The organism is Pseudomonas sp. GW821-FHT01E10 (genome assembly GCF_059422365.1).
Map to the genome: position 1 here is coordinate 222,822 of NZ_JBWKWT010000009.1, position 24,655 is coordinate 247,476.

Below are 24,655 nucleotides of genomic sequence, written 5' to 3' on the forward strand. Positions count from 1 at the left end.
TGTGGTGTCGCGCCCGGTCCTAGGTCACTTCCTGACGCGGGGCGCGGCCCAGCGACCAACCGAAGTTCATGCCCGCAGCCGCCAACAGGATGGCGCTCGCGCCAATCACTTGCAGGACGCCGAGCGGGTGGGCGAAGGCAACCCAGTCGACCAGGATGGCGACGATCGGATAGATGAACGACAGTGCCCCGACCAGCGCCGTGGGGATTTTCTGGATAGCGCTGTACAGCAGGGTCGACATGAGCCCGGTATGGACCACGCCGATAATGATCAGGTATGTCCAGGCGCCCTCGACCGTATCGCCCCTGCTGAAATCCACGAACGGTGCCAGGACCAGCACGCCTACCACCATCTGGATCAGCACGATCAGGTGCGCGGGCAGGTCCTTGAGGCGCTTGGTGATCGCCGCCGCCACTGCGTAGAAGAAGGCTGAAGCCAGGGCCAGGCAAACGCCCAGCAGGTAGTCGGCGCCAGTGCCCTGCCCGCTGCCTTTGGCGGACACGATCAGCATCAGACCGGCGAAGGCCAACAGCAACCAGCCGACCTTGGCGGTGCTGAGACGCTCGGCGAAGAACAGCACACCCAGACCGACCAGCATGAACGGCTGAACGTGGTAGACCACCGTGGCAATGGCGATAGAGGAATGTTTGTAGGCACTGAACAGCAGCACCCAGTTGAGGATCAGCGCCACCCCGCCCAGGCACACCAGAATGAACTGCCGGGCGTTGATCAGGGAGCGGCGCAGCACCCCAAGCACCAGGCATGTGACCAGCATCGCCATGGCGCCGAACAAGCAACGCCAGAACACCACGGCCTCCGGGCTCTGCCCCGACATGATGACGAACCAGCCCACCGTGCCGGAGATCACCATGGCCGAAATCATTTCGAGCGTCCCACGGGTTTGCGACTTCATCACTCACTGCTTCCTTGCTGCCGGCATTGCCGTAACCTAAGCCGCCATTCGCGGGGGTTGGTTCGGCAAATCTAACTTTATAATGAACTGATGACCACTATACTGAACAAGACGCCTGAGAGCGTCAACCAATTTCAGGACGATTTACAAAACAAATGACCAACATAACGAACACCCTACTGAGAAATAACCCGAGCCGAATCGATCTGCTGGCCCTTTCAATCAAACGCGAGCGCCTGGCCGCCGGGCTTTCCTTGACCGAGCTGGCCAAGCGCGCCGGGGTGGCGAAGTCGACCTTGTCTCAATTGGAGTCGGGAATCGGTAACCCCAGCATCGAAACCTTGTGGTCGCTGGCGATGGCAATGGGCTTGCAAGTCACTCGGTTCTTCGAGCAACCCCAGCAGACCCTGCGGGTGATTCGCGCCAACGAGGGTATGACGACCTATGCCGAGACTGCCAATTATGCAGCGACACTGCTTGCCGATTGCCCGGCGGGAGTACAACGTGATATCTACCGGCTCAAAGTGCAGCCCGGCGAAGTTCGGCTGTCTCAGCCTCACCCACCGGGAACCGTAGAGCACGTGGTGTTGTGCAGCGGCAGCGCCCATATCGGCCCGGCGACTGGACCTGTATTGCTGAACGCTGGCGACTACATCAGCTACCTGGCGAATGTGCCTCACGTGTTCGAAGCACTCGAGGCGGACACCACTGCGGTGATGGTGATAGAGCATTCCTGAGGTGGGTGCCATCGACACGGTGAATCACCCTGAATTTTCTAGACGCCCTGACAGCTGCGCACGATGCCCCTGACTCTAATAGTGAGTGGGGTAAAAGTGGGGGCATCGCCAGTTTTTTATCACCTGAAACCACCGCCCTGGAGTCAAGTCAAAATATTCTTCGGGGATCCGGATAGTCTGGCCTGATCCTGATGTTGTATTGAGGCTGATGGCCTCTTCGTGGGCAAGCCTCGCTCCTGGACCGGATCAACGATACACAAATCCCCAGTGGGAGCGAGGCTTGCCCGCGAAGGCCACTACACGGTTTCAAGCCAGACCTTTGCACTCCACGCAACACACAATTGTCATCATTTCATTTGATAGCCCGCTAACGAAAGGTGCATGCTAGAGGGCTTGCTTCTGGCATATATCATTCCGAATGATAGTTACCTTTGCCTCGTTCGATTCGTTTGATACCGCCCCGCCAAGCATTATCCGCCCATCTCAATACATTGGCGGATGCATCCATGGAACAGTCACTCAAACATTTGCGCTTCCCCTTGGCCCTGTTGGCCGTGATGGTGATGAGCGCCTGCGGCAAGACTCCGGACGCTGCCGCCACCATGCCCGCGGCCAAAGTCAGCGTGGCCAAGGTGCTGGAGCAACCGGTCAACGAGTGGGACGAATTCACCGGGCGCCTGGAAGCGCCAGAAACGGTAGAGATTCGTCCACGGGTCTCCGGCCAGATCGATGACGTAACCTTCACCGAAGGCGCATTGGTCAAGAAAGGCGATCTGTTGTTCCAGATCGACCCGCGTCCGTTCCAGGCTGAGGTCCGCCGCCTCGAAGCCCTGGTGGCGCAAGCTCGCGCCACGGCTACCCGCAGTGAAAACGAAGCCCAACGCGGTGAACGCCTGCGCACCAGCAACGCGATTTCCGCCGAACTCGCCGACTCGCGCACCAGCGCTGCTCAAGAAGCTCGCGCCGCCGTCGGCGCGCTTCAGGCACAACTGGACCTGGCCAAACTGAACCTGAGCTTCACCCGCGTGACTGCGCCTATCAGCGGTCGCGTCAGCCGTGCGGAAATCACCGCCGGCAACCTGGTGACCGCCGACACCACCGCGCTGACCAGCGTGGTGTCCACCGACAAGGTCTACGCCTACTTCGACGCCGACGAGCGTGTGTTCCTCAAGTACAACCAGCTCGCCCGCCAGGGTCAACGCGGCGCCACTACCCCGGTTTACATGGGCCTGTCCAATGAAGACGGCAACCCGCACCAGGGCCAGATGAACTTCGTCGACAACCAGGTCAACCCGAAGACCGGCACCATCCGCGGTCGTGCGGTGTTCGACAACAGAGACGGCAGCTACACCCCGGGTCTTTATGCACGCCTGAAACTGGTGGGCAGCGGCACCTACTCCGCGGTGTTGATCAACGACGAAGCGGTCGGTACCGACCTGGGTAAAAAGTTCGTGCTGGTGATGGATGCCGACAACAAAACGGCTTATCGCCCCGTCGAGCTGGGTCCGAAAATCGAAGGCTTGCGCATCGTGCGCAGCGGCCTGAACAAAGACGACACCATCATCGTCAAGGGTTTGCAACGGGTTCGCCCTGGTTCGCCGGTCAGCCCTGAAGTGATCCCGATGGCCAGCAAGGAAACCCTCGCGGCCCTTGCTCAACAACGACAAGCGCTGGAAGCCAGCAACCTGCCCCAAGTCGCACCTGCCAAGGTCGCGCCGGGTACGGTTGTGAAACTGGCTGCTGCGACTCCACGCGGTTAAGGGGCAATTACTCCGATGAATTTCTCCCAATTCTTCATTTCACGGCCGATCTTCGCAGCGGTACTGTCGCTGCTGATCCTGATCGCCGGTGCCATCTCGCTGTTCCAGTTGCCGATCAGCGAATACCCGGAAGTGGTGCCACCAACCGTGGTGGTCCGTGCCAACTTCCCCGGCGCCAACCCTAAAGTCATCGGTGAAACCGTGGCCGCTCCTCTGGAGCAAGCCATCACCGGCGTCGAGAACATGCTGTACATGTCCTCGCAATCCACCGCTGACGGCAAGATCACCCTGACCATCACCTTCGCCCTGGGCACCGACCTGGACAACGCGCAGGTGCAGGTGCAGAACCGCGTGACGCGTTCCGAGCCGAAACTTCCCGAGGAAGTGACGCGCATCGGTATCACCGTCGACAAGGCGTCGCCCGACCTGACCATGGTTGTGCACTTGACCTCGCCGGACAAACGCTACGACATGCTCTACCTGTCCAACTACGCCTTGCTCAACATCAAGGATGAGCTGGCGCGTCTGGGCGGTGTCGGTGATGTGCAGCTGTTCGGCATGGGCGATTACTCGCTGCGGGTGTGGCTCGATCCGAACAAGACCGCTTCGCGCAATCTGACCGCCACCGATGTGGTCACCGCGATTCGTGAACAGAACCGTCAAGTGGCGGCCGGTGCCCTGGGTGCTCCGCCTGCGCCGAATGCCACCGCGTTCCAGCTGTCGGTCAACACCCAAGGCCGTCTGGTGTCTGAGGAAGAGTTCGAGAACATCATCATTCGCTCTGGCGAAAATGGTGAAATCACTCGCCTCAAAGACATCGCTCGTGTCGAACTCGGCTCCAGCCAATACGCCCTGCGCTCCTTGCTGAACAACCAACCGGCGGTGGCGATCCCGATCTTCCAGCGCCCAGGCTCCAACGCGATCCAGATCTCCAACGACGTTCGGGCGAAAATGGCCGAGCTGAAAAAGAACTTCCCGGAAGGCATGGACTTCAGCATCGTCTATGACCCGACGATCTTCGTGCGCGGTTCCATCGAGGCGGTGGTTCACACCCTCTTCGAAGCACTGATCCTGGTTGTGCTGGTGGTGATCCTCTTCCTGCAAACCTGGCGCGCCTCGATCATCCCGTTGGTGGCGGTGCCGGTTTCGCTGATCGGTACGTTTGCCGTGATGCACCTGTTCGGCTTCTCGCTGAACGCCCTGTCGCTGTTCGGACTGGTATTGGCCATCGGTATCGTGGTCGACGATGCGATCGTGGTGGTGGAGAACGTCGAGCGAAACATCGGGCTCGGACTCACTCCGGTAGAAGCCACCAAGCGTGCGATGCGTGAAGTGACCGGTCCGATCATCGCGACGGCGCTGGTGCTGTGTGCGGTGTTTATCCCGGCCGCGTTCATCTCCGGCTTGACCGGTCAGTTCTACAAACAGTTCGCCCTGACGATTGCGATTTCGACCGTGATCTCGGCCTTCAACTCGCTGACCTTGTCGCCAGCACTGGCCGCTGTGTTGCTCAAGAGCCATGACGCGCCGAAGGACCGCTTCTCCAAGGTGCTGGACAAGATCTTCGGTGGCTGGTTGTTCCGTCCGTTCAACCGTTTCTTTGACAAGGCCAGCCATGGCTATGTCGGCACCGTGGGCCGGGTAATCCGCAGCAGCGGTATCGCCCTGCTGCTGTACGCCGGCTTGATGGTGCTGACCTTCTTCGGTTTCTCCAATACGCCGACCGGTTTCGTACCTGGCCAGGACAAGCAATACCTGGTGGCGTTCGCGCAACTGCCGGATGCCGCGAGCCTGGACCGTACCGAAGACGTGATCAAGCGCATGTCCGACCTGGCCCTGAAACAGCCTGGCGTGGAAAGCGCGGTGGCCTTCCCCGGCCTGTCGATCAACGGTTTCACCAACAGCCCTAACGCCGGCATCGTGTTCGTCACCCTGAAGCCTTTCGACGAGCGTAAAGACCCGAGCATGTCCGCCGGTGCGATTGCCGGCGCGTTGAACGGCCAGTACGCCGGGATTCAGGAAGCCTACATGGCGATCTTCCCGCCACCGCCGGTACAAGGCCTGGGGACTATTGGCGGTTTCCGCCTGCAGATCGAAGACCGGGGCAACCTGGGCTATGACGAGCTGTACAAAGAAACCATGAACATCATCGCCAAGAGCCGCAGCGTGCCGGAACTGGCCGGTCTGTTCACCAGTTACACCGTGAACGTGCCGCAGGTCGATGCCGCCATCGACCGGGAAAAAGCCAAGACCCACGGCGTGGCCGTCAGCGACATCTTCGACACCCTGCAGATCTACCTGGGTTCGCTGTATGCCAACGACTTCAACCGCTTCGGTCGCACCTATCAGGTCAACGTTCAGGCTGAGCAACAGTTCCGCCTCGAATCGGACCAGATCGGTCAGCTGAAAGTGCGTAACAACCGTGGCGAGATGATCCCGCTGGCGACCTTCATCAAGGTCAGCGACACCTCGGGGCCAGACCGCGTGATGCACTACAACGGCTTCATCACCGCTGAAATCAACGGTGCGGCAGCCCCAGGCTACAGCTCCGGCCAGGCCGAGAAAGCCATCGAGAAACTGCTCAAGGATGAACTTCCGAACGGCATGACCTACGAGTGGACCGACCTGACCTACCAGCAGATTTTGTCCGGCAACACTGCGCTGTTCGTGTTCCCGCTCTGCGTACTGCTGGCGTTCCTGGTGCTCGCGGCTCAATACGAAAGCTGGAGCCTGCCACTGGCGGTGATCCTGATCGTACCGATGACTCTGCTGTCGGCCATTACCGGGGTGATTGCCTCGGGCGGCGACAACAACATCTTTACCCAGATCGGCTTGATCGTACTGGTGGGACTGGCCTGTAAGAACGCGATTCTGATCGTCGAGTTTGCCAAGGATAAGCAGGAAGAAGGTCTCGGCCCGCTGGCAGCGGTACTGGAAGCTTGCCGTCTGCGTCTGCGGCCGATCCTGATGACCTCCTTCGCGTTCATCATGGGTGTTGTGCCTCTGGTCTTCTCCAGCGGTGCGGGTGCCGAAATGCGTCATGCCATGGGTGTGGCGGTGTTCTCCGGGATGCTCGGGGTGACCTTCTTCGGTCTGCTGCTGACGCCGGTGTTCTACGTACTGATTCGCAACTTTGTGGAGCGCGGTGAGCAACGCAAAGCGGCCAAGGCACTGAAATTGGAAAAGCAACTGGAGGCGCAACAATGAGCCTGAAAGCCTTCCTGCCGAGCCTGCTGGTACTGGCGCTGAGCGCCTGTGCCGTCGGCCCGGACTATAAAACCCCAGCCACCGAGGCGGCCAACATCACGGCCGCCAACGATGGCAGCGCCGGTCAGAAGAACTTTGACCGCGCCCGTTTCGAAGGCATCTGGTGGCAGCAATTCGACGATCCGACCCTCAACCAGTTGGTGAAGCAATCCTTGCAGGGCAACCGTGATTTGCGTGTGGCTTTTGCCCGTTGGAAAGCGGCCCGGGCGATTCGCGATGACGCCAGCAATGACGCCATGCCGACCATCACCAGCCGCGCGAGCAGCGATCTGGGCAAAGGGCAGATTCCGGGTCAGACCACCAAACGGGTCAACAGCGAACGCTATGACTTGGGTCTGGACATGGCCTGGGAACTGGACTTGTTCGGTCGCATCCAGCGCAACCTGGAATCCAGCGACGCGGAGCAGCAAGCGGCCGAAGCCGATCTTTACCAACTGCAAGTCACCATGATTGCCGAACTGGTGGACGCCTATGGCCAACTGCGCGGCGCGCAACTGCGAGAAAAAATCGCGCTGGCCAACCTGAACAATCAGCAGGAGTCACGCAAGATCACCGAAAGCCTGCGTGACGCCGGTGTTGGCGATCAGCTGGACGTGGTTCGTGCCGATGCGCGCCTGGCGTCTGTCGAAGCCAGCGTGCCGCAACTGCAAGCCGAACAGGTTCGTCAGCGCAACCGCATCGCCACCCTGCTGGGTGAACGTCCAGACAAGCTGACCGTCGACCTGAGTCCAAAAGACTTGCCGGCGATCGCCAAGGCCCTGCCCATCGGCGACCCGGGTGAACTGCTGCAACGTCGTCCGGACATCCGCAGCGCCGAACGCAAACTGGCGGCTGCCACTGCGCGTATCGGCGTGGCCAAGGCTGACTTGTTCCCTCGGGTGAGCCTCAGCGGTTTTCTTGGCTGGACTGCCGGGCGCGGTTCACAAATCGGCTCGTCGGCGGCCAATGCCTGGGCACTGGGCCCGAGCATTACCTGGGCGGCGTTCGACCTGGGCAGCGTGCGGGCCCGTTTGCGCGGCGCCGATGCTGAAGCCGAGGGCGCCCTGGCGACCTATGAGCAGCACGTATTGCTGGCACTGGAAGAGTCGGAGAACGCCTTCAGTGATTACGGCAAACGCCAGCAGCGCCTGATTTCGCTGATTCGTCAAAGCGAATCAAGCCGCGCCGCTGCGGACCTCGCCGAAATTCGCTACCGCGAAGGCACCGTGGACTTCCTCGTCCTGCTCGATGCTCAGCGTGAGCGTCTTGCAGCCGAAGACACCCAGGCCCAGGCCGAAGTCGATTTGTATCGCGGCATCGTCGCGATCTACAAAGCCCTCGGCGGCGGCTGGCAGCCAGAGACGGTCGCCAGCAAGTAATGCTTTAACGTGCCCCTTTGGTTGGCCGCAACCCAACCAAATTCTTTGCCCCGCGCCTCATTCGGTCGCGGGGCTTTTTTTTGTCGGTCTTTAATTCAACGCATATCCCTGTGGGAGCGAGCCTTTGTGGCGAGGGGGCTTGCCCCCGTTGGGTCGCGAAGCGGCCCCAATCTACGACTGCTGCGCAGCCGAACGGGGGCAAGCCCACTCGCCACATTAGCCCGTCCCCATATGGGGTTAGTGGGTTGCCTGATTATCCCGGTTTTCCATGACGGTCACCGTGGCCGTGGTCCCGGCACGCAGGCTGTTTTTGGCAATATAGTCGGCGTCGATCTGAATCCGCACCGGCACCCGTTGTGCCAGTTTGACCCAGGTATAGCTGGGGTTGATGTTGGCCAGCAGGCGACTGCCGGGGGAGTTCTCACGGTCGGCGATAGCAAAAGCGATGCTTTGTACGGTGCCGCCGAAGGTCTCGCCGCTCATCAACTCGATCCTGACCCGATCACCCTCCTTGATTCGCGGCAGCTTTGTTTCTTCAAAGTAGCCACTGATATAAAACGAATCGCTGTCCACCAGTGCCAACAATGCGCCCCCGGCAGTGGCGTAGTCCCCTTGGCGAGTCAGCAGGTTGGTCACGTAACCGCTGACAGGCGCTACGACTCGTGTGCGCTGCAAGTCCAGTTCGGCCTGGGTCAGAGCGGCGATCGCCAGCTGCACGTTGGCATGTGCCAGGCCCAGATTGGCCTGATTGCGCAAGAGTTCCGCCTGCGCCACAGCGACTTCGGTACTGGACTTTTCCCACTCTTCGCCGGAGATCGCGAAGCGCTGTTTAAGGGTTCGACGGCGCTGCTCTTCGCTTTGACGCTGCCGCAGCAGCGCTTCGCTGGAGACAATCGTCGCTTCGGATTGACCCAGCGTGGCTTTGGCAACTTCCACCGCACGCTTGGCATGCTCCACCGCCAGCGTATAGCGAGCCGGGTCGATCTCCAGCAGCAACTGGCCGTTCTCGACACGCTGGTTGTCTTGAACGCTCAGGCTGACGATCCGCCCCGAGACATCGGCGGACAACGTCACCACATCGGCGCGAACCCGTGCATCGCGCGTCCAGGGTGCGCGGGTGTAATGCTCCCAGGCGAACCAGCCAAGGATGACGGCCAGCACCACCACCGCCAGGGTCGCGAGTCGGGCAAGGATCGTCTTCAAGGCATCAGGCTCCCATCATCAGAATCAACGTTGCGCATACGCAGGCATACAACGCGCCTTCGAACAGGGCTTCATGCCAGACAAATCGCAATACCCCCAGGCGGCGCAAGGTCCAGTCCAACAGCAGAAAAATCGGCAAGGCCAGCAACAGCGCCTGGGCGATTGGCGGCAGATAGACGCCCCCCACTTCCAGATCAATGGGCAAGGGCTGGCACTCCTTCCTTGTCTGCGGCTTGAAAGTATTTGCGATGGCGCTCCAGAAACGACACCACGATCAACAACGCCACGCGCATCCTGAATACCGACCACAGGTGTTCATGTACGTCTAGATGCAAGTCGTCCATTTCATCGCCCAAGACATGCAAGCTTCCGAGCAACTGCACAAGGTCAACCCCGGGTCGCCCGGCGATCAATCGCCCTGTCTCTCGGACAGCCGCCAGCAAACGGTTCTGTTGTTGCGTACTCAACAACGTATTGCTCTGCCCCTGCTGCCTGAGCTGGTTCAATGCCACCCCCAGTGCCATGCACCCGAGGCTGACTTCGAACAGCTCGCGAGAGTGCTTGTCGCTGGTTGCCGGCAATAGTCCCAACATCATGGTCAGGCGATCGACCATACGGCTTTCAAACGCAAATTGCTGTTCATCGGTGGCCGGCGTCTTCAACAAAGCGTAGACCTGCTCGCAGCTTTCATTGAACAGCCGGCGCATTCGTAAATCGGGCCTGAACGGGAAGATCAAGGCGTAAACACTGAGTGCCAGCGCGGCGGCGCTGATATACGCGCCGGCAAATTCAAACCACTGAATGGCAGAGTTTTGGCCGATTCCTGCGTTTTGCGGCCCCAGCAACAGCATGGTCGTCAGTCCAAGACCAATGCCTGTGCCAGTGGTTGGCGGACTGGCCAGCCCCACCGCGACCGCGTACAGCAATGGCGCAAACAACAAGGCGAGCAACTCGAAGTCACTGATCATCGGCATCAGCATGAACAGATAGAACGCCGACACCACCAAGGCCAGACCCAGCCCCCTGGCAAAGCTTTGACTGGCCAGCAACGGTCGCGGAAAAGTCGCCATCAGCGAACAGAGAATCCCCACTACAATCATCCCGCCACGGGCCCCATCCCAAGCAGTCTCGATCCAGATCAGCCCCGCCACCAGTAACGCTGTAAATGCCCGGACTGCGTTCATTGCTGCCAACGTGAAGTCCAGATGCAACGGGTTGTCCTGGCCGCGGAACACGCAACTGGCTTCCCGTCCTTCCTGGATCGCGTCGCTCAGTTCCAGAATCTGCCCCAGTTGCTCCAACATCCGTGCCTGCTCCCAGCGCAGTGCCCAGGCCAATGAACGCAGCGTGGCAGGCATCGTCTCGGTGAGTTGTTCGGCCTTGTAGGCCTGGTCATCGAAACGCTGTTGCAGCGTCAAAAAATGATGCCGCGCCTCAATCGACAATGAGCGACCTTGCACGGCCAGCTCATCAAGGAATGCCAGTTCCTCGCTGCGCAAACGCTGTATCTCTTCCGGCAGCGCGCCTTCCCAACGTTCGGTGAGTAATTGCCGCTGGTGACGCAAAGCCGTCAGCCGCGAAGTCAGCAGCACCAGTTGATTGCCGAGCAATTGCACCAGGCTATTGGAGCTGCGCAACCGTGGTGCATCGAAGTACAAATGTCGACGCAGCCCTTCAAGGGCGCTGATCTCGCCCAACAGTTGCATTTGCCGCTTGTGGAAATCGGCCTCGCTTTCCTCGGTTCGAATCACCGCTGCCGCGTGAGTCGCGAGCAGTTTGATCACTTGATCGATCTTGGCGAAGTAACCCTTGGCCACCGCCTCCGGTCGCGCCGTCAGAAGGCTGACAACGCACACGCAGGCCACCGCCAGCAATGTTTCTGTCACGCGAGTGACTGCCAGCAGGAACGTACCCTCCTGATCGGGTTGCGCCAGCAGTGCCACCACCACCGCCGTGTAACCGCTCAGGACAAACGCTTGGGAACTGGTGTAGCGCAACAAGGTGCCGCCGGCGGTACACAGCGCCAACCACAAGGCCAGGGTGATGATGAAGGGCAGCGGCGCCTGGGGGAAAATGGCCATGATCAACACCGCGACCGCCGCGCCCAACGTGGTGCCGATGATCTGGCCGAAACTTCGGGCCAGGGCCATGCCGCCCAATGGCTGACTGACAATGATCACCGCCATGATCGACCACTTGGGCTGGTCGAGGTCGAACACAAAGGCCAGGTACAGCGTCAGCAGCCCCGCCACGATGGTTCTCAGGGCAAACAGCAGCACCTCGCGTCCGGGGTTGAGAATCGCCTTGAAGTATTGAAGCAGCGGTTGCATGGGAGCGCTCATCGAGTCATCTCCTGCAAGCGTAGTCATTGCTTCCTTGCTTCGACGAGTTTCAATGTCGACAAGACCTGTAGGCCATTTCGCCGATGGACACGCCTGCGTCGATAGAGCTTGTCGATCACTTCGTCAGCCAAAGCGATTGGACAGGATCCCCCCATGCCCCTAGGCTGAAATCGCTGCGAAAGCGTCACTCTCTCTATAAAGCCCCTGCCCATGATTGTGCGTCCCAAGCCGAATCTGCTCGGCATGTTGTTTTCCCTTAAAGGCTCGATTGCCAAGCGCATTGCCTTGCGCAGTCTGTTGGTGACCCTGCTGGCGTCGGTAATCGTGCTGGTGGAGATCTGGCACCCGGCGTATTTCTCCAAGGTCAACGCCACGCCGTTCACCCTGCTGGGTCTGTCGTTGTCGATCTTCATGAGTTTTCGCAACAATGCCTGCTACGACCGCTGGTGGGAGGGCCGCAAGCATCTGGGGCAGTTGATCATCGAAGTGCGATCGTTGATTCGTCAAACCCAGGGGCTGATGGAGGCGGCCGAACGTGAACTTATGCTGCGTGAACTCTGCGGGTTCGCCCATGGCCTGATCGCCCGCCTGCGCGTTGAAAACGAGATGAGCGCCATCAAGCCGTGGACGCAGGATGCCGTGGACGCAGAGCATCCGAACATCACTGACGCGCTCTTGCAGCGGATTGGCGTCCGGTGCTCGGCCCTTGCCGAACACGGCCAGATCAGCGAATGGCGTTATACCCAACTGGAAACGCGACTGGTCAGCCTCAGTCAGGTCCAGGCCAGTTGCGAACGCATCAAAAGTACGCCGCTGCCCTTCCCCTACACCCTGTTGCTGCACCGCACCATCTACCTGTTCTGCATCTTGTTGCCGTTCGCCATGGCCGAATCTCTTGGCTGGCTGACACCGGTGATTACCGCCATTGTCAGCTACACCTTTTTCGGCCTCGACGAAATTGGCGACGATCTGGAAGACCCGTTCGGCTTCGATGAGAACGATCTGCCGTGCAATGCGATTTTGCGCACGCTGGAGCGCGAAGTGCTGGCAGCGTTGGGGCAAACCGACTTGCCACCGGCCCTTGAGCCCGATGACTACGTGCTGAACTGAGCCAGGGTTTGACTCACAGCCCGGCCTGACCGAAGCTGGTGACCTTGTAAAAGCCTGTCAGCTCCCGGATTCCTGCATGCCTCAGTCCCGCCGCTATCTGCTCATCAGCCTCTGTGCACTGTTTTCCCTCGCCCTTGCCTGGTTTTTTTTGCGCAGCACGACGCCCGTGGTGCCGGAGGCAATTCGACGCGGCTACAGCGAAGCGCTGACCCAGGCACGCATGGGTCAACCGGGGGCGGCGCGGGTTCTTTACCAGCAATTGGGCCGCCCTGACCTGTCCGACAAGCGCCGCGTCTGGCTACATGCCGAACTGCCCAACTACCCCAGCCCGCAAGCCTTGAAACTGGCGGATGCGGACCTGCAACATCCATCGGCGGAGGTACGCATCGCGGCGATCAAAAGCATCAGCGGTTTAGTGCCCAATGGACAGCGAAGTCTGTTGCTCGGGCCCTTGCTCGATGACAGCGACCCAAGCGTCCGGTTTGCGGCGGTCAACGCCTTGCTGGGGCTGTCTCCGGATGAGCTGGGGTTGTATTTCGGCCCCCTGGAGCAAGCCATTGACGCTTGGGAGCAGGTCCTCAAGCAGCAGCCGGAAAGCGCCGACACCCAGTACCAACTGGCGCGCCTGCATTTGCATAATGCCGAACTGAAGGACGCGCAGCAGGCATTGGAGCGCACGTTGCAACTGGCGCCCGGCAACTTGCCGGCACTGGTGATGCAGATTGACGTGCTGGATCGACTGGGCCAAAGCGATGCCGCCCAGCAATTGTTGGCGAAGCAGTTAAAGGCCCAGCCCGATTCGGCCTACTTGCAACATGCGTTGGGGCTCTGGTTGCTGCATCACGGGCAAAGTGAGTTCGCCTTGCTGGGGCTGTCCAAAGCCGTGGAGCTTGAACCCGACAACAAGGATTACCGCTACGACCTGGCCACCACGTTGCATGGTGAACAAGAGCTGGAGGCCGCGCAGAAACAGCTGCAGGAAATCGTCCAGCGCCACCCGGCCGATCGCAAGGCGCGCGTGCTGTTGATCAACTATTGGAAGGAAAGCGGGCAGTTGCAGAACGTACAGATCCTGTTGGCGCAACTCGAGCAGCTCAATCCGGATGATCCGGCGTTGCAGCAAGGGCTTTAATCAAGATCAAAAGATCGTCCGAACGCGGCCCGAGCCTTCGGCAGCGCCTACAGGGGGGCCGTACGACACAACCGTCGACGCAGCTTCAGGAGAGCATGTCCTGCATGATCTGTTGCAACACATCCAGATCGAATGGCTTGGCCAGGATCGGTGCCTTGCGGGTGATCGGGCTGTCGGTCTCGCGGATTTCCTGCGGGTAACCGCTGATGAAGATCACCTTGAGTTCCGGTCGCAGCTTCACGGCTGGTTCGGCGATTTGCACGCCAGAAATCCCGCCAGGCAGGCGGAAATCGGTGATCATCATGTCCAGGTTCGGTTTGCTCGCCAGGATCTCAAAGGCCTGCTCACCATTTTCGGCTTGCAGCACCCGGTAACCTTCACCCGACAAGTAAGCGGACAGCACCATCAAAATCGAAGGGTCATCTTCAACGATCAGTACCACGTCTTGTGCATCTTCACTCATGGAAAACCTTTGTTCGGTCAATAGCTGCTGATACGACCATGTGGTCAATCAGAGGTTGCGTTCATCGGGCTGTTTTCCTGCAGCGGCAGACAAACGCGAAACAAGGCGCCTTCGCCAATCCGGCTCTCGACGGTAATGGAGCCAGCATGGGCGGCGACAATCTGCTGCGAAATAAACAACCCCAGGCCCAGCCCCGCCACCACGGCCCTGGTGGAAACCCGCTCGAACTGCTGAAAAATGCGCTGTTGATTCTCTACACCGATCCCGATACCGCGATCCTGAACCTCAACCCGCGCTTGCCCGTGGTGATTGTACACGCGAACGTCGATCGCGCTCTTGGCACCATAGCGCAACGCATTAGTCAGCAGATTGCAAATCACTTGTTCGATACGAAACTCGTCCCAGTCGCCCATCACGGGCTGGTCGGCGATCAAGCTGACTGACGACTCTGCGGCCTCAACCTGCGGTGCGAAGTTCTGCAAAAGATTGTGCACCAGTTGCACCAGGTCAAACCGACTGGGGCGGATAGACAGCTTGCCGGTGCGGATCCGCGACACATCAAGCATGTCTTCGATCAGGCGGATCAAGCTTTTGATCTGCCGTTCGTCGCGCTCGACCATGGCGTGCATTTTGTCCAGGGTGAACGCCGCTGCGTTATCCCGGGCCAGGTGCATTTTGCGCAACTGGGTTTCGAGGATCAGGCCATTGAGCGGTGTACGGACTTCATGCGCAACGATGGACATGAAGTCATCGCGCATGCGCACCGCCTGCTTCAGTTCTTTCTGGGTGTTCTGCAACTGTTCGAGCAACGCCCCCTGTTCGCGGCGACTTTGCTCCAGGGCTTCGACCTGTTGCTTCATCGCCTTGCTCTGGCGATACAGATCGACGAAGACATTGACCTTGCTCTTGACCGCGTGAACATCCAGCGGCTTGTGCAGAAAGTCCACGGCTCCGCTTTCGTAGCCCTTGAATGCGTAGTTCAGATCACGGCCAGCGGCACTGACGAACACAATCGGGATGCTTTTGGTTTTTTCCGTGCCGCGCATCAACTCGGCCAACTCAAAGCCGTTCATGCCGGGCATCTGCACATCGAGAATGGCCAGCGCGAATTCGTGCTGCAACAACAGCGACAGGGCTTCGTCGGCGGACAAGGCCTTGTAGACGATGAGGTCCAGCCGCTTGATCAACGCCTCAAGCGCCAGCAGGTTCTCCGGCAGGTCGTCGACGATCAGCAATTTGGCCTGGATGTTACTTAGCATGGGATTTGTTCCCGCTCGACACGAAGACGGCCGAAGCACCGATCACGATAGCTTCTACACAAGGAATACCTGCACGGTTCATGATTTGCGGTAGATCCTTTCTTGTTTGACCAACGGCTCAAACTGATTGCCATAGGCCGAAAAATCCAGGGTTTCCTTGCTGCCCAGTGCCAGAAAGCCCCGATGACACAAAGATTCGTGAAACAAGCCGAACGTTCGATCCTGAAGCTTTTTGTTGAAGTAAATCAGCACATTACGACACGAAATCAATTGAGTTTCGGAGAATACGCTATCAGTGGCCAGGCTGTGATCGGCGAACGTTACGTTGTCGCACAGGCTCTTGTCGAAAATCGCGTAGTCATAAGCCGCCGTGTAGTAATCGGCGAACGAACGCTGACCACCGGCCTGCTGATAATTGTGAGTGTAGGCCCGAACATTCTGCAGGGAGAAAATCCCCTGCCTGGCTTTATCCAGCGAGCGCGGGTTGATGTCGGTGGCGTAGATGATGGTGCGCTCCAGCAAGCCTTCTTCGCGCAGCAGGATCGCCATCGAATAGACCTCTTCGCCGGTGCTGCAACCAGCAATCCAGACCTTGATCGACGGATAGGTCTTGAGCAGCGGCACCACTTCCTGACGCAGCGCCAGGAAGTGCGAAGGGTCGCGAAACATTTCGCTGACCGGAATCGTCAGCAATTGCAGCAGCTGCATGAACGCGGTTGGGTCGTGCAGGACCTTCTCTTGCAGCGCCGAGATGGTATTGCACTCGAATTGGCTTAATGCATGGTTGACCCGACGCTTGATCGACGCGCCGGAGTAATCGCGAAAATCGTAGCTGTATTTGAGGTAGATCGCTTCGATCAACAACCTCAGTTCGATTTCGCTGCGCTCCATTAGAGGCGTTCCATCTTCGGTAACCACACACGAATCAGCGAGAACAGGCGATCCAGGTCGATGGGCTTGGCCAGGTAGTCGTTGGAGCCGGCCTGCAAGCAGCGCTCCTGATCGTCCTTCATCGCCTTGGCCGTCACCGCAATGATCGGCAGCTTGCGCCAGCGCAGATCCTTGCGGATTTCCTGGGTGGCTTCGAAACCATCCATTTCCGGCATCATCACGTCCATCAGCACCAGGTCGATGTCCTCGACTTCATTTAATCGCTCAATTGCTTCACGACCGTTACGGCCAATCACCACCACCGCGCCCTTCTGCTCCAGCGCACTGGTCAGGGCGAAGATATTGCGTACATCGTCATCCACCAGCAGCACTTTGCGCCCCTCGAACACCTTGTCGCGGCTGCGGGCGGTCTTGAGCATGGTCTGGCGTTCATGGGATAAGCGGGATTCGACCTTGTGCAGGAAGAGTGTCACTTCATCCAGCAACCGCTCGGGCGAACGCGCGCCCTTGATGATGATCGAGCGCGAATACTTGCGCAGCTCGGCCTCTTCGTCCCGGGTCAGGTTGCGTCCGGTATAGACGATCACCGGTGGAAACGAGCAGATATCCTCGCAGGACATGCGCTTGAGCAAGTCGTTGCCAAGCATGTCCGGCAGTTTCAGGTCGATGATCATGCAGTCGAAAATCGTGGTGCGCAGCAAATCGAGTGCATCCTGCGCCAGGCCGACGGCAGTGATTTCGATGTCCTCGTCGCCGATCAATCGGGCGATGCTGTCACGCTGCAGATCGTCGTCTTCGACCAGCAATATGCGTTTGACCTTCTGGGTCAGTTTGGCTTCGAGGCGGGCAAACACCTCCTTGAGCTCCTCGCGCGTAGTCGGTTTGACCGCGTAACCGATGGCGCCCATGTGCATGGCGGCCTCGACACGGTCTTCGACCGAGATCACATGCACGGGAATGTGCCGGGTTTCGGCTTGCTCTTTCAGGCGCTGCAACACCGTCAGCCCGGAATGATCCGGCAGGCGCATGTCCAGCAGGATCGCGTCGGGGATGAATTGCCTGGCCAGGTCGTAGCCTTCATCGGCGCCGTAGGCCACCAGGCACTGATAACCCAGTTCATGGGCCAGATCGTAGAGGATGTGCGCAAAGTCCGGCTCATCTTCCACCACCAGGATGCAACGAGTGGCGAACGGCGCCTTGTAGCGATCATCATCGAAACGCGCGACTTCGACCTCGGCAACCAGCGGTACAGGCGCGGTAACCACGATGGCTTGCGGCATGGTCACCGGCGTGGCTTTCATCGTTTCGACAGGCGCATCGCCCGGTTCGATGTAGTGCTGCGGCAACACCAGGGTGAACACACTGCCCTGCCCCGGCGTGCTGGTCAGGCTGACGGAGCCACCCAGCAAGGTGGCTAGATCACGAGAGATCGACAGGCCTAGGCCGGTTCCGCCGTAACGACGGTTAGTAGTGCCGTCGGCCTGACGGAAGGCTTCAAAAATGCTGTCCTGATGATCCGGCGCAATGCCGATCCCGGTATCACGGACGATAAAGGCGATGCCCTCGCCTGGCTGAGCCGCGACAATCAGGCTGACTGTGCCCTTTTCGGTGAACTTCACCGCGTTGGACAACAGGTTCTTGATCACTTGCTCCAGGCGCTGGCGATCGGTGAACAGCATCAGCGGTGCGTCAGCGCGCAATTCGACTTCAAAATCCAGTTTCTTGTCCGCGGCCAACGGCTCGAACATTCCTCGCAGGCCTTCCACCAGGCGCGCAACGCTGGTGTTCTCCGGACGCACCTCAAGCTTGCCGGCCTCAACCTTGGAAATGTCGAGAATGTCGTTGATCAGGTTGAGCAAGTCGTTGCCGGCGGAATAGATCGACTCGGCGAACTTGACCTGCTCGGCGCTGAGGTTTTCCTGCGGGTTTTCCGCCAGCAATTTCGCCAGAATCAACGAACTGTTCAGCGGCGTGCGCAATTCGTGGGACATGTTGGCAAGGAATTCGGATTTGTACTTGCTGGCACGCTGCAATTCTTCGGCGCGGGCCTCGAGCTCGAGCTGGGCCTGATTCAGCAGGCCGTTCTTCAGGTCCATGGCGTCGCGTTGCTCGGCCAGGATCTGCGCCTGTTCGGCGAGTTGCTCGTTGGTTTGCTCCAGCTCGATCTGCTGGGTTTCCAGGTGAGCCTGGGACTCCTTGAGAACCCGCGACTGCTCTTCCAGCTCTTCGTTGGCGCTCTTGAGTTCTTCTTGCTGAACCTGCAACTCTTCGTTGAGTTGCTGGGTTTCGGCCAGCACTTCCTGTAAGCGCTGGCGATAGCGCGCCGCTTCGATCGAGGTGCCGATGTTGCCGGCAACCAGTTCGAGCAACTCGATGTCACGATCTGTCAGCGGTCGCAGGAAACCGAGTTCGATCACCCCGTTGACGCGATCGTCATCGCTGGTCGGCACCGCCAGTACACTGCGTGGTAAACCTTCGCCCAGGCCGGAGCTGACTTTGAAGTAGTCCCCTGGCACCTCATCAAGACGAATCAGGCGCGCCTGTTGCGCCACCTGGCCGACAATCCCTTCGCCATTGTAAATCTGCTGCTCAAGTGCTTCCTGTTCCCGGGAGAAACCGTAAGACGCGATGCGCTTCAGGCCACCATGCTCCTCACGGACATAGATCGCCGCGACGGCGCTGCCCAGGTATTGCGCGCAGAACTGCAGGATATTGCGGCCCAACAGATTGAGCGATAACTGCCCCAGGACTTGCTCGGCCAGTTCGGTCTGGCCATTGCGCAACCAGGCCTGCTGTTCCAGACGCCGGGCGCTGGCCTGTTGCGCGGCGAGGTTGACGCTGTAGCTTTGGGACAGGTTGAGTAGATCCCGGCGGCCGACATAGGCCAGCAATCCGCTGATACCGGCTACGAACAACAGATAAAGGGCGATGCTCCAGATTGTGGCGCTTCGCACTTCTTCATTGCGCGTGGCACGCAACTGCTGCTCCATGTCGATCACGTCTTCGAATTGCTTGCGGATCTCATCGGTCAACCGTTTGCCGCGCCCGACCTTGACGACGCTGCGGTAATCACCGCCTGCGCGCTGCAAATCGATTATCGATTGCGCGTAATTGGCCCATTCCGTCTGCAAGACCTGGAGCCGGTGCAGGCGGTCGGTTTGCACCGAATTGTCCGCGGTCAGTTCGAGCAGGGTATTGAGGGCGACCGTTATTCTTGGCTTGGCCGTCTCATAGGGCTCGAGAAATTGCTCGTCGCCACTGAGCAGGAAACCGCGCATACCGGTTTCCAGATCGAAGGTCAGTTTTACGGCTTCATTGGCATTATTGATCACCCGGTCCGAGTGCTGGACCCACTGGATCACCGACAGCAGATAGGTGATCAGCAAGACAAAGAACGCCGCGCTGATGACACCGACACCCAACGGCAGGCTGACGTTGCGGCTCAGGAGTTTACGGAATCGTTGCTCATCAACCGCAGGCGCAGAGGTCATGGGAAGCCTTGTCGAACTGTTGGAAGCCATCGAGTCTGCCCCAAATCGGCCGAGGGGATCCATTTTTCTGACACGTTTTTCGGCAATATCCTGCATTTCACTGCTCCGGCGCAAAGGAGCGGTTATTCTTCGCGGCTCTTGTGCGGCTATTGTTCTTTGTAACGCCTCGGGAACTTGTCGTGATCCGTCACTTACTCATGCAAGAGCCCGGCGATTTCGATCGACGCTATCGTAAATCCAACCTTTGAGAGCCCCACTATGTCCACCAACACATCCACCATCCTGGTCGTCGAAGACGATGCCATCGTGCGCACGCTGATCGTCGATGTGCTGGAGGAACTGGAATACCGGGTACTTGAGGCCGATGGCTGTGAAGAGGCGCTGGATTTCATCAACGATGAGGACCAGCACATCGACCTGCTGATGACCGATGTGGGGCTGCCGGTCATGGACGGCCGGGAATTGGCGAAACAGGCACGCCTGCTGCGCCCCGAGTTGCCGATCCTGTTCGCCAGCGGTTATGCCGAAAACATCGAGGTGCCTGACGGCATGCATGTGATCGGCAAGCCGTTCTCGATTGATCAACTGCGGGATAAGGTCAAGGACATACTTGAAGTGTAACTAAGCGTTTAAGCCGCACCGAGCACCTGCTCCTGAAAAGAGCGGTGCTTTTTAGTTTTTCCGCAACGGAACAGTTCGCGCCCTCAACAACTTTATGACCCCATCTGAAACAGGCACTAATACAATGCCAGTTGCCCAATAACTTAAACTAAAAGAGGATCCCCACACCTTTAAGCAACAACCAGTAGAAGGAACTACTAATGGACCAACAGCACACAGCTGCGAACTATAATTTGCAACTATCCAACCCTCAAGACATCACCCCTCGACTTAAACAAGGCATTGAGAGCGATAAAGTCGAGCGAGGCGAAATCATCGCACAGCTTAAAAAGGCTATTTCCGGAAAAGAAAACAATGAGCAGATAGACTGGGAAGAGCTATTCATTACAGTGACCGAAGGTTCTTCGTTCGAACAGGCGCTGCGCCCCGGCGCTGTCATGTTGCAGAGCATGATCGACAAGCCCGCCTTTAAAGAAGTGCTCGCCTACTATTCCGTCCATCCCGATGCTTCGTTCTATGTTGTCGATGCAGGTCACATCATCGCCTCCCATAATGGCCGCGAAATACGATTGACCGCAAAGACCAAACTTGATCCGGACCTCAATGATGATTTGGTTGCAATCGCGGATATTGCAGCAACCATCGACAGAGTGGTGTTCTTCGACAATCGGCTGGGTGTTGCTCAATGGATCACATTCCACGAATACGAACTGCCCGAAGATGTAAAACGCATAAAAAACCTGATCAAACATCTAGAGTTTGACTACCACCCTTCCCCTGCATTGGGTAACTACTGGGAAGCCATCACGAGCAGTGAGGACAGGGCTTTGGTGTTGTCGGCGGATGACAGGCAAACAATTCGTACCTTGACCGCTCAGCACATCGGCGGACGCGGAAAACTGCTGGTGGACCTGTGTAGCATTGCATTGGGAAATCGTTCGAAAACAGCAAACCGATTGAATTGCCGCGAACTGCTGCATGAATTGGGTGTACACCCCTATTTCAAAAGCTGGTCCGAAAGTTACTTAAAAGCGCTTGACTGGTACGGATCCAAATCAGGTGAGTCCGTCTCAGAGTTGAACCTCGAGCAGGTGCTCATGACTGCAATTATTCTCGACATTTACCCGGACGCGGGAGGCGACGAGCGTCGAAATCACATCGCGGGTTACAACCTTTATGCACCTGAAAACATAGAGAAATCGGTTCCAGAGGTTTTCACTGAACTGGAACGGCATCTTGAGAATGAGCATGACATTCCTTCTAACACCAGTACGCTCGCCGCCTACTTGCTGCTGGCAGGCAGGGCACCCGAATTTCTGGTAAGAAATCTGCCCGAATCATTGCGACTGGGCACCCCCGAATGGATTACGTTCTGTCGGGGTGTTGCCATAGCAGAAGCCAACGCTTGCGGCTCCGTGCTTTCCATGACATTTGCAAACGTCATGCAACTTGAAGCGATTGAGCCAGTCAACAACGAGCAGGAAATTCTGCACAGCGTGCTATCAGTAGACCCGATTATTGACTGGGCGCTGTTGAACAACGTGATTACTCTTGAGCAGGTGATCAGTGACTATAAAGGTTCTGGTGATCGTGCCATTGAGGCTTATCAGGCCTTTGCGGATGCCTATTCGCAAGCAGTCGCCACGTTATCGACCCCACTGCCCAGCCGAAAAGCGATTTCCCGGGAGATACTTGAGCAGATCGCGCCGGACTGCGATTTCATCGACGAAAAAATACTGTTCGAGAAACAACGGGGTTGGCACGAGTTCAACAATTTCGAGCCGTTAGCCATGTCCATGGTAGAGCTCAACATGTCCAACCATCTGGGGACACTGAACTGGGATTTGAAAAGAAGCCCTAGTCTCTACCAGAGATTTCCGCACCTTGTGCCTAATCTGGTCTCTACGGAGGGGATTTTCAAACGTCGTTTTGACCAGGCTTATGCGCCATTGGAAAAAGCGATGGCCAGTATTGTCAAGCTGGCTTTGTCGGCGTTACCACCGGATGACCGGGTTCGTTTGCTGTGCGGTGAAGTCACTTTCTTCACTATCCGGCCCTCGGTTGCCATCATCCAGCCTCCCGATTTGTTTCCTCAGGAAAAACAGAAAGCCAAAGATGAAGCCACGGGTCGCTATGGCGTCGTGATGTGCTCGAAATATGAAGGCCGGTTGTATTGTTATGAACTGTTTACCTTACACGGTGAATGCAGGGAGAACCCTCAACTGGCAGCACTTGTGCAAAAAGAAGGTCTGCTGGCACAACCTGCGAGACTGGACTTTACCGATCACATCAACAGTTTGAGCAAAGCCGAAAAAATCCACAATTTGCCAACTGATATAGAGAGCTATACCCATGGAGTTCCACCAGGCAACACCCGGTCCAGTCATGGGGTAATTGAAAAACTGGGATCATTGAACGCATCGGTAAAAACAACACGCACTATTAAGCCTGGTTATTATGAGAGTTATCAAAGCGGAGAATTCAGCCCCCTGACAAATTTCATTTTGAAGCATCGCCCCCTCTGGACGTACGACGAACTGATAGAAGACGCACGGGGCCGAACGGAACTGGAGCAAAGACACTCAAAGGAAGAACAACAATTCGAGACATTCATTAATATTATTGTGCCCTTTAAATCCTGCATCGAAGACTTCTTCTCCGACGATCCGGACCGTAACAGGGGCAGTACGCTGTCCTGCACGCTTGAACTAGCGATGACCGTTTTGCTGGTCGTTGGCGTCGCTGCAAAAGCCGCTAGCATCGCGGCAAAGGCCGTTTCCACAGCCTCGAAGACCAGAGCGCTAGCCAAGTTGGGCCTAGGGTTTCTCCACTCTGTGTTCAACCCGCTGGACGGTACGCCAGAGCTGATCCTGGGCGTCGGAAAGTATTTAAAGAAAGGTGTATTGGGTATCAGTCGGGCTGGCTTGAACTCTTTGGAAAGTGCAACCCATCAACTTCGAAGACTGACCGGCAGTGCTGACGCTTATGACTTGATCAAAGCGGCGCAACGAACTGATATCGGACAAGGAACCTGGCGTCCGCTGGGTAGCTCTGGAGATTCTTTCGTCGTGTCTGCGGTCCGCATGCAGGATGACTGGTACGCTCTCAACCGGCTGGGGCAGCCGTGGGGAAAGAAACTCAAAAACTTCGACTTGAGTTTCAAGTCCTACGTTCGCAAGAAACTCCTGCCGGATAGCTTCGTCTCCGCCTATGTCAAAAGAAGCTTACCGATCGCCCAGACAAAAATTGACACCGCACTGCATCAACTGGTGGCGAACAGTGCTGATTTCGAAGTAAAAGCAGTAATAAAGTATTTCTTCGGCAACAGTTCCGCTCAAACTGTTGAGCACCTGACCGAAGCATTACGCAAAATGAAAAAAGACCTCAATCACATCTCCCTGAAGAACATAGATATTGTAAAAAAACCTTCGGACGGCGCGCTGGCGGCAATGCTTCCCGAGACCTTCGCGCGATGGAAAGCAGCGAATTACCCTGCCGATTCAGTTAACAGTCGATTCATTAAGATCTACTCGGACAATATGACTGACTTTTTCCAAAAGGAAAGGTTCGACAGAGGACGGATCGCTGATGGCGTGGTGCATGAGATGTCTCATGGCTCACAACGTACGATTGACCTGATGTATGGCAACCCGGATCCCGCATTTGGTAAGGCCGGCGATGTCGATGTGACTCAGTTGATGAATCTGGCGAAGCATCCGGAAGGATTAGATCCTTTCACATTGCGGGATGCCGATCACAAGGGGTTCCGTGAGTTTAACCAGCTTAAAAAAGACTTGCCCAAGATCGTTGCCGAGGCTCCTGCACTCCTGAACGCCGACTCTTACGCCCTGGCTATTGGCTTGCTGAATCAACGATCGGCCAATTACCCGCGCTTTCTCGAAAACCTGGGCCGGATGAGGAGCAAGTTCGACACCGCAACCGGTAAGCACATCACGGAGGCTGTGATCATTAATCTGTCTACACTCGCCTAGATGCCTGGAACAGAAAATCTCTGTCAACGGGGGCGCTGACCTCCCGTCGACTCAAGTAAACGGCCGCAAACTCACAGGAATCGCCTCCTGTGGTTTAATTGCGGCCTTTTCTTCGT

Annotated in this window: 16 protein-coding genes; 8 read left to right on the plus strand and 8 right to left on the minus strand. The window is 57.7% G+C overall.

Translation table 11 applies throughout. The features are described from left to right. Positions 1-19: 19 nt before the first annotated feature. Complete coding sequence (locus tag AC07V0_RS17970) at positions 20-913, minus strand: DMT family transporter (protein ID WP_495019804.1); 894 nt, start codon at positions 911-913, stop codon at positions 20-22. 155 nt (positions 914-1,068) lie between these two features. Between AC07V0_RS17970 and AC07V0_RS17975 the strand changes: the two genes are divergently transcribed. The 4 genes from AC07V0_RS17975 (at position 1,069) to AC07V0_RS17990 (ending at position 8,035) form a co-directional block, all read left to right on the plus strand. Next, on the plus strand, positions 1,069-1,650 hold the full coding sequence (locus AC07V0_RS17975) for a helix-turn-helix domain-containing protein (RefSeq protein ID WP_086944242.1): 582 nt from the start codon (positions 1,069-1,071) through the stop codon (positions 1,648-1,650). 506 nt (positions 1,651-2,156) lie between these two features. After that, positions 2,157-3,410 carry a multidrug efflux RND transporter periplasmic adaptor subunit MexE gene (gene mexE, locus AC07V0_RS17980; RefSeq protein WP_018926019.1) on the plus strand — a complete coding sequence of 418 codons (1,254 nt, stop codon included), beginning with the start codon at positions 2,157-2,159 and terminating at the stop codon, positions 3,408-3,410. A gap of 15 nt (positions 3,411-3,425) precedes the next feature. Continuing rightward, the gene (locus tag AC07V0_RS17985; RefSeq protein ID WP_018926020.1) at positions 3,426-6,617 is read left to right on the plus strand and encodes an efflux RND transporter permease subunit; all 3,192 of its coding nucleotides are present in this window, start codon (positions 3,426-3,428) and stop codon (positions 6,615-6,617) included. Beyond that, positions 6,614-8,035 (plus strand): efflux transporter outer membrane subunit, encoded by a 1,422-nt coding sequence (locus AC07V0_RS17990; protein ID WP_018926021.1) that lies wholly within the window; start codon positions 6,614-6,616, stop codon positions 8,033-8,035. Before AC07V0_RS17985 ends, AC07V0_RS17990 begins: the two co-directional genes overlap by 4 nt. 237 nt (positions 8,036-8,272) lie before the next feature. On the opposite strand, the gene AC07V0_RS17995 is transcribed toward AC07V0_RS17990, so the two are convergent. Genes AC07V0_RS17995 through AC07V0_RS18005 form a run of 3 tightly spaced genes read right to left on the minus strand, consistent with a single transcriptional unit; the run spans position 8,273 to position 11,580 of the window. Next, positions 8,273-9,238: an HlyD family secretion protein gene (locus tag AC07V0_RS17995; protein ID WP_495019788.1), complete on the minus strand. Its 966-nt coding sequence runs from the start codon at positions 9,236-9,238 to the stop codon at positions 8,273-8,275. Positions 9,239-9,242: 4 nt separating this feature from the next. Further along, positions 9,243-9,443 (minus strand): DUF1656 domain-containing protein, encoded by a 201-nt coding sequence (locus tag AC07V0_RS18000; RefSeq protein ID WP_018926023.1) that lies wholly within the window; start codon positions 9,441-9,443, stop codon positions 9,243-9,245. Beyond that, complete coding sequence (locus tag AC07V0_RS18005) at positions 9,433-11,580, minus strand: FUSC family protein (RefSeq protein WP_495019789.1); 2,148 nt, start codon at positions 11,578-11,580, stop codon at positions 9,433-9,435. Before AC07V0_RS18005 ends, AC07V0_RS18000 begins: the two co-directional genes overlap by 11 nt. A gap of 210 nt (positions 11,581-11,790) precedes the next feature. On the opposite strand from AC07V0_RS18005, the gene AC07V0_RS18010 reads away from it, so the two are divergent. Continuing rightward, entirely contained in the window at positions 11,791-12,690 is a 900-nt protein-coding gene (locus tag AC07V0_RS18010; RefSeq protein WP_495019790.1) for a bestrophin family protein, read from the plus strand. A gap of 76 nt (positions 12,691-12,766) precedes the next feature. Then, positions 12,767-13,822 (plus strand): tetratricopeptide repeat protein, encoded by a 1,056-nt coding sequence (locus AC07V0_RS18015; RefSeq protein WP_495019791.1) that lies wholly within the window; start codon positions 12,767-12,769, stop codon positions 13,820-13,822. A gap of 85 nt (positions 13,823-13,907) precedes the next feature. Here the strand turns inward: AC07V0_RS18015 and AC07V0_RS18020 are convergent, their stop codons facing one another. The 4 genes from AC07V0_RS18020 to AC07V0_RS18035 all read right to left on the minus strand — a co-directional run bounded on the left by AC07V0_RS18020 (position 13,908) and on the right by AC07V0_RS18035 (position 19,926). After that, positions 13,908-14,285 carry a response regulator gene (locus AC07V0_RS18020; RefSeq protein ID WP_018926027.1) on the minus strand — a complete coding sequence of 126 codons (378 nt, stop codon included), beginning with the start codon at positions 14,283-14,285 and terminating at the stop codon, positions 13,908-13,910. Positions 14,286-14,329: 44 nt separating this feature from the next. Beyond that, a complete protein-coding gene (locus AC07V0_RS18025) occupies positions 14,330-15,544 on the minus strand; it encodes a hybrid sensor histidine kinase/response regulator (RefSeq protein WP_495019792.1) in 1,215 nt (404 codons plus the stop codon). Between the two features lie 78 nt (positions 15,545-15,622). Further along, a complete protein-coding gene (locus tag AC07V0_RS18030; RefSeq protein ID WP_018926029.1) occupies positions 15,623-16,435 on the minus strand; it encodes a CheR family methyltransferase in 813 nt (270 codons plus the stop codon). Beyond that, positions 16,435-19,926 carry a response regulator gene (locus AC07V0_RS18035; RefSeq protein WP_495019793.1) on the minus strand — a complete coding sequence of 1,164 codons (3,492 nt, stop codon included), beginning with the start codon at positions 19,924-19,926 and terminating at the stop codon, positions 16,435-16,437. Before AC07V0_RS18035 ends, AC07V0_RS18030 begins: the two co-directional genes overlap by 1 nt. Positions 19,927-20,184: 258 nt before the next feature. Here AC07V0_RS18035 and AC07V0_RS18040 point away from each other — a divergent pair, with 258 nt between their 5' ends. Then, a complete protein-coding gene (locus tag AC07V0_RS18040; protein WP_495019794.1) occupies positions 20,185-20,547 on the plus strand; it encodes a response regulator in 363 nt (120 codons plus the stop codon). A 200-nt stretch (positions 20,548-20,747) separates the two neighbouring features. After that, on the plus strand, positions 20,748-24,539 hold the full coding sequence (locus AC07V0_RS18045) for a M35 family metalloendopeptidase (RefSeq protein ID WP_495019795.1): 3,792 nt from the start codon (positions 20,748-20,750) through the stop codon (positions 24,537-24,539). The last annotated feature ends 116 nt before the right edge of the window (positions 24,540-24,655 follow it).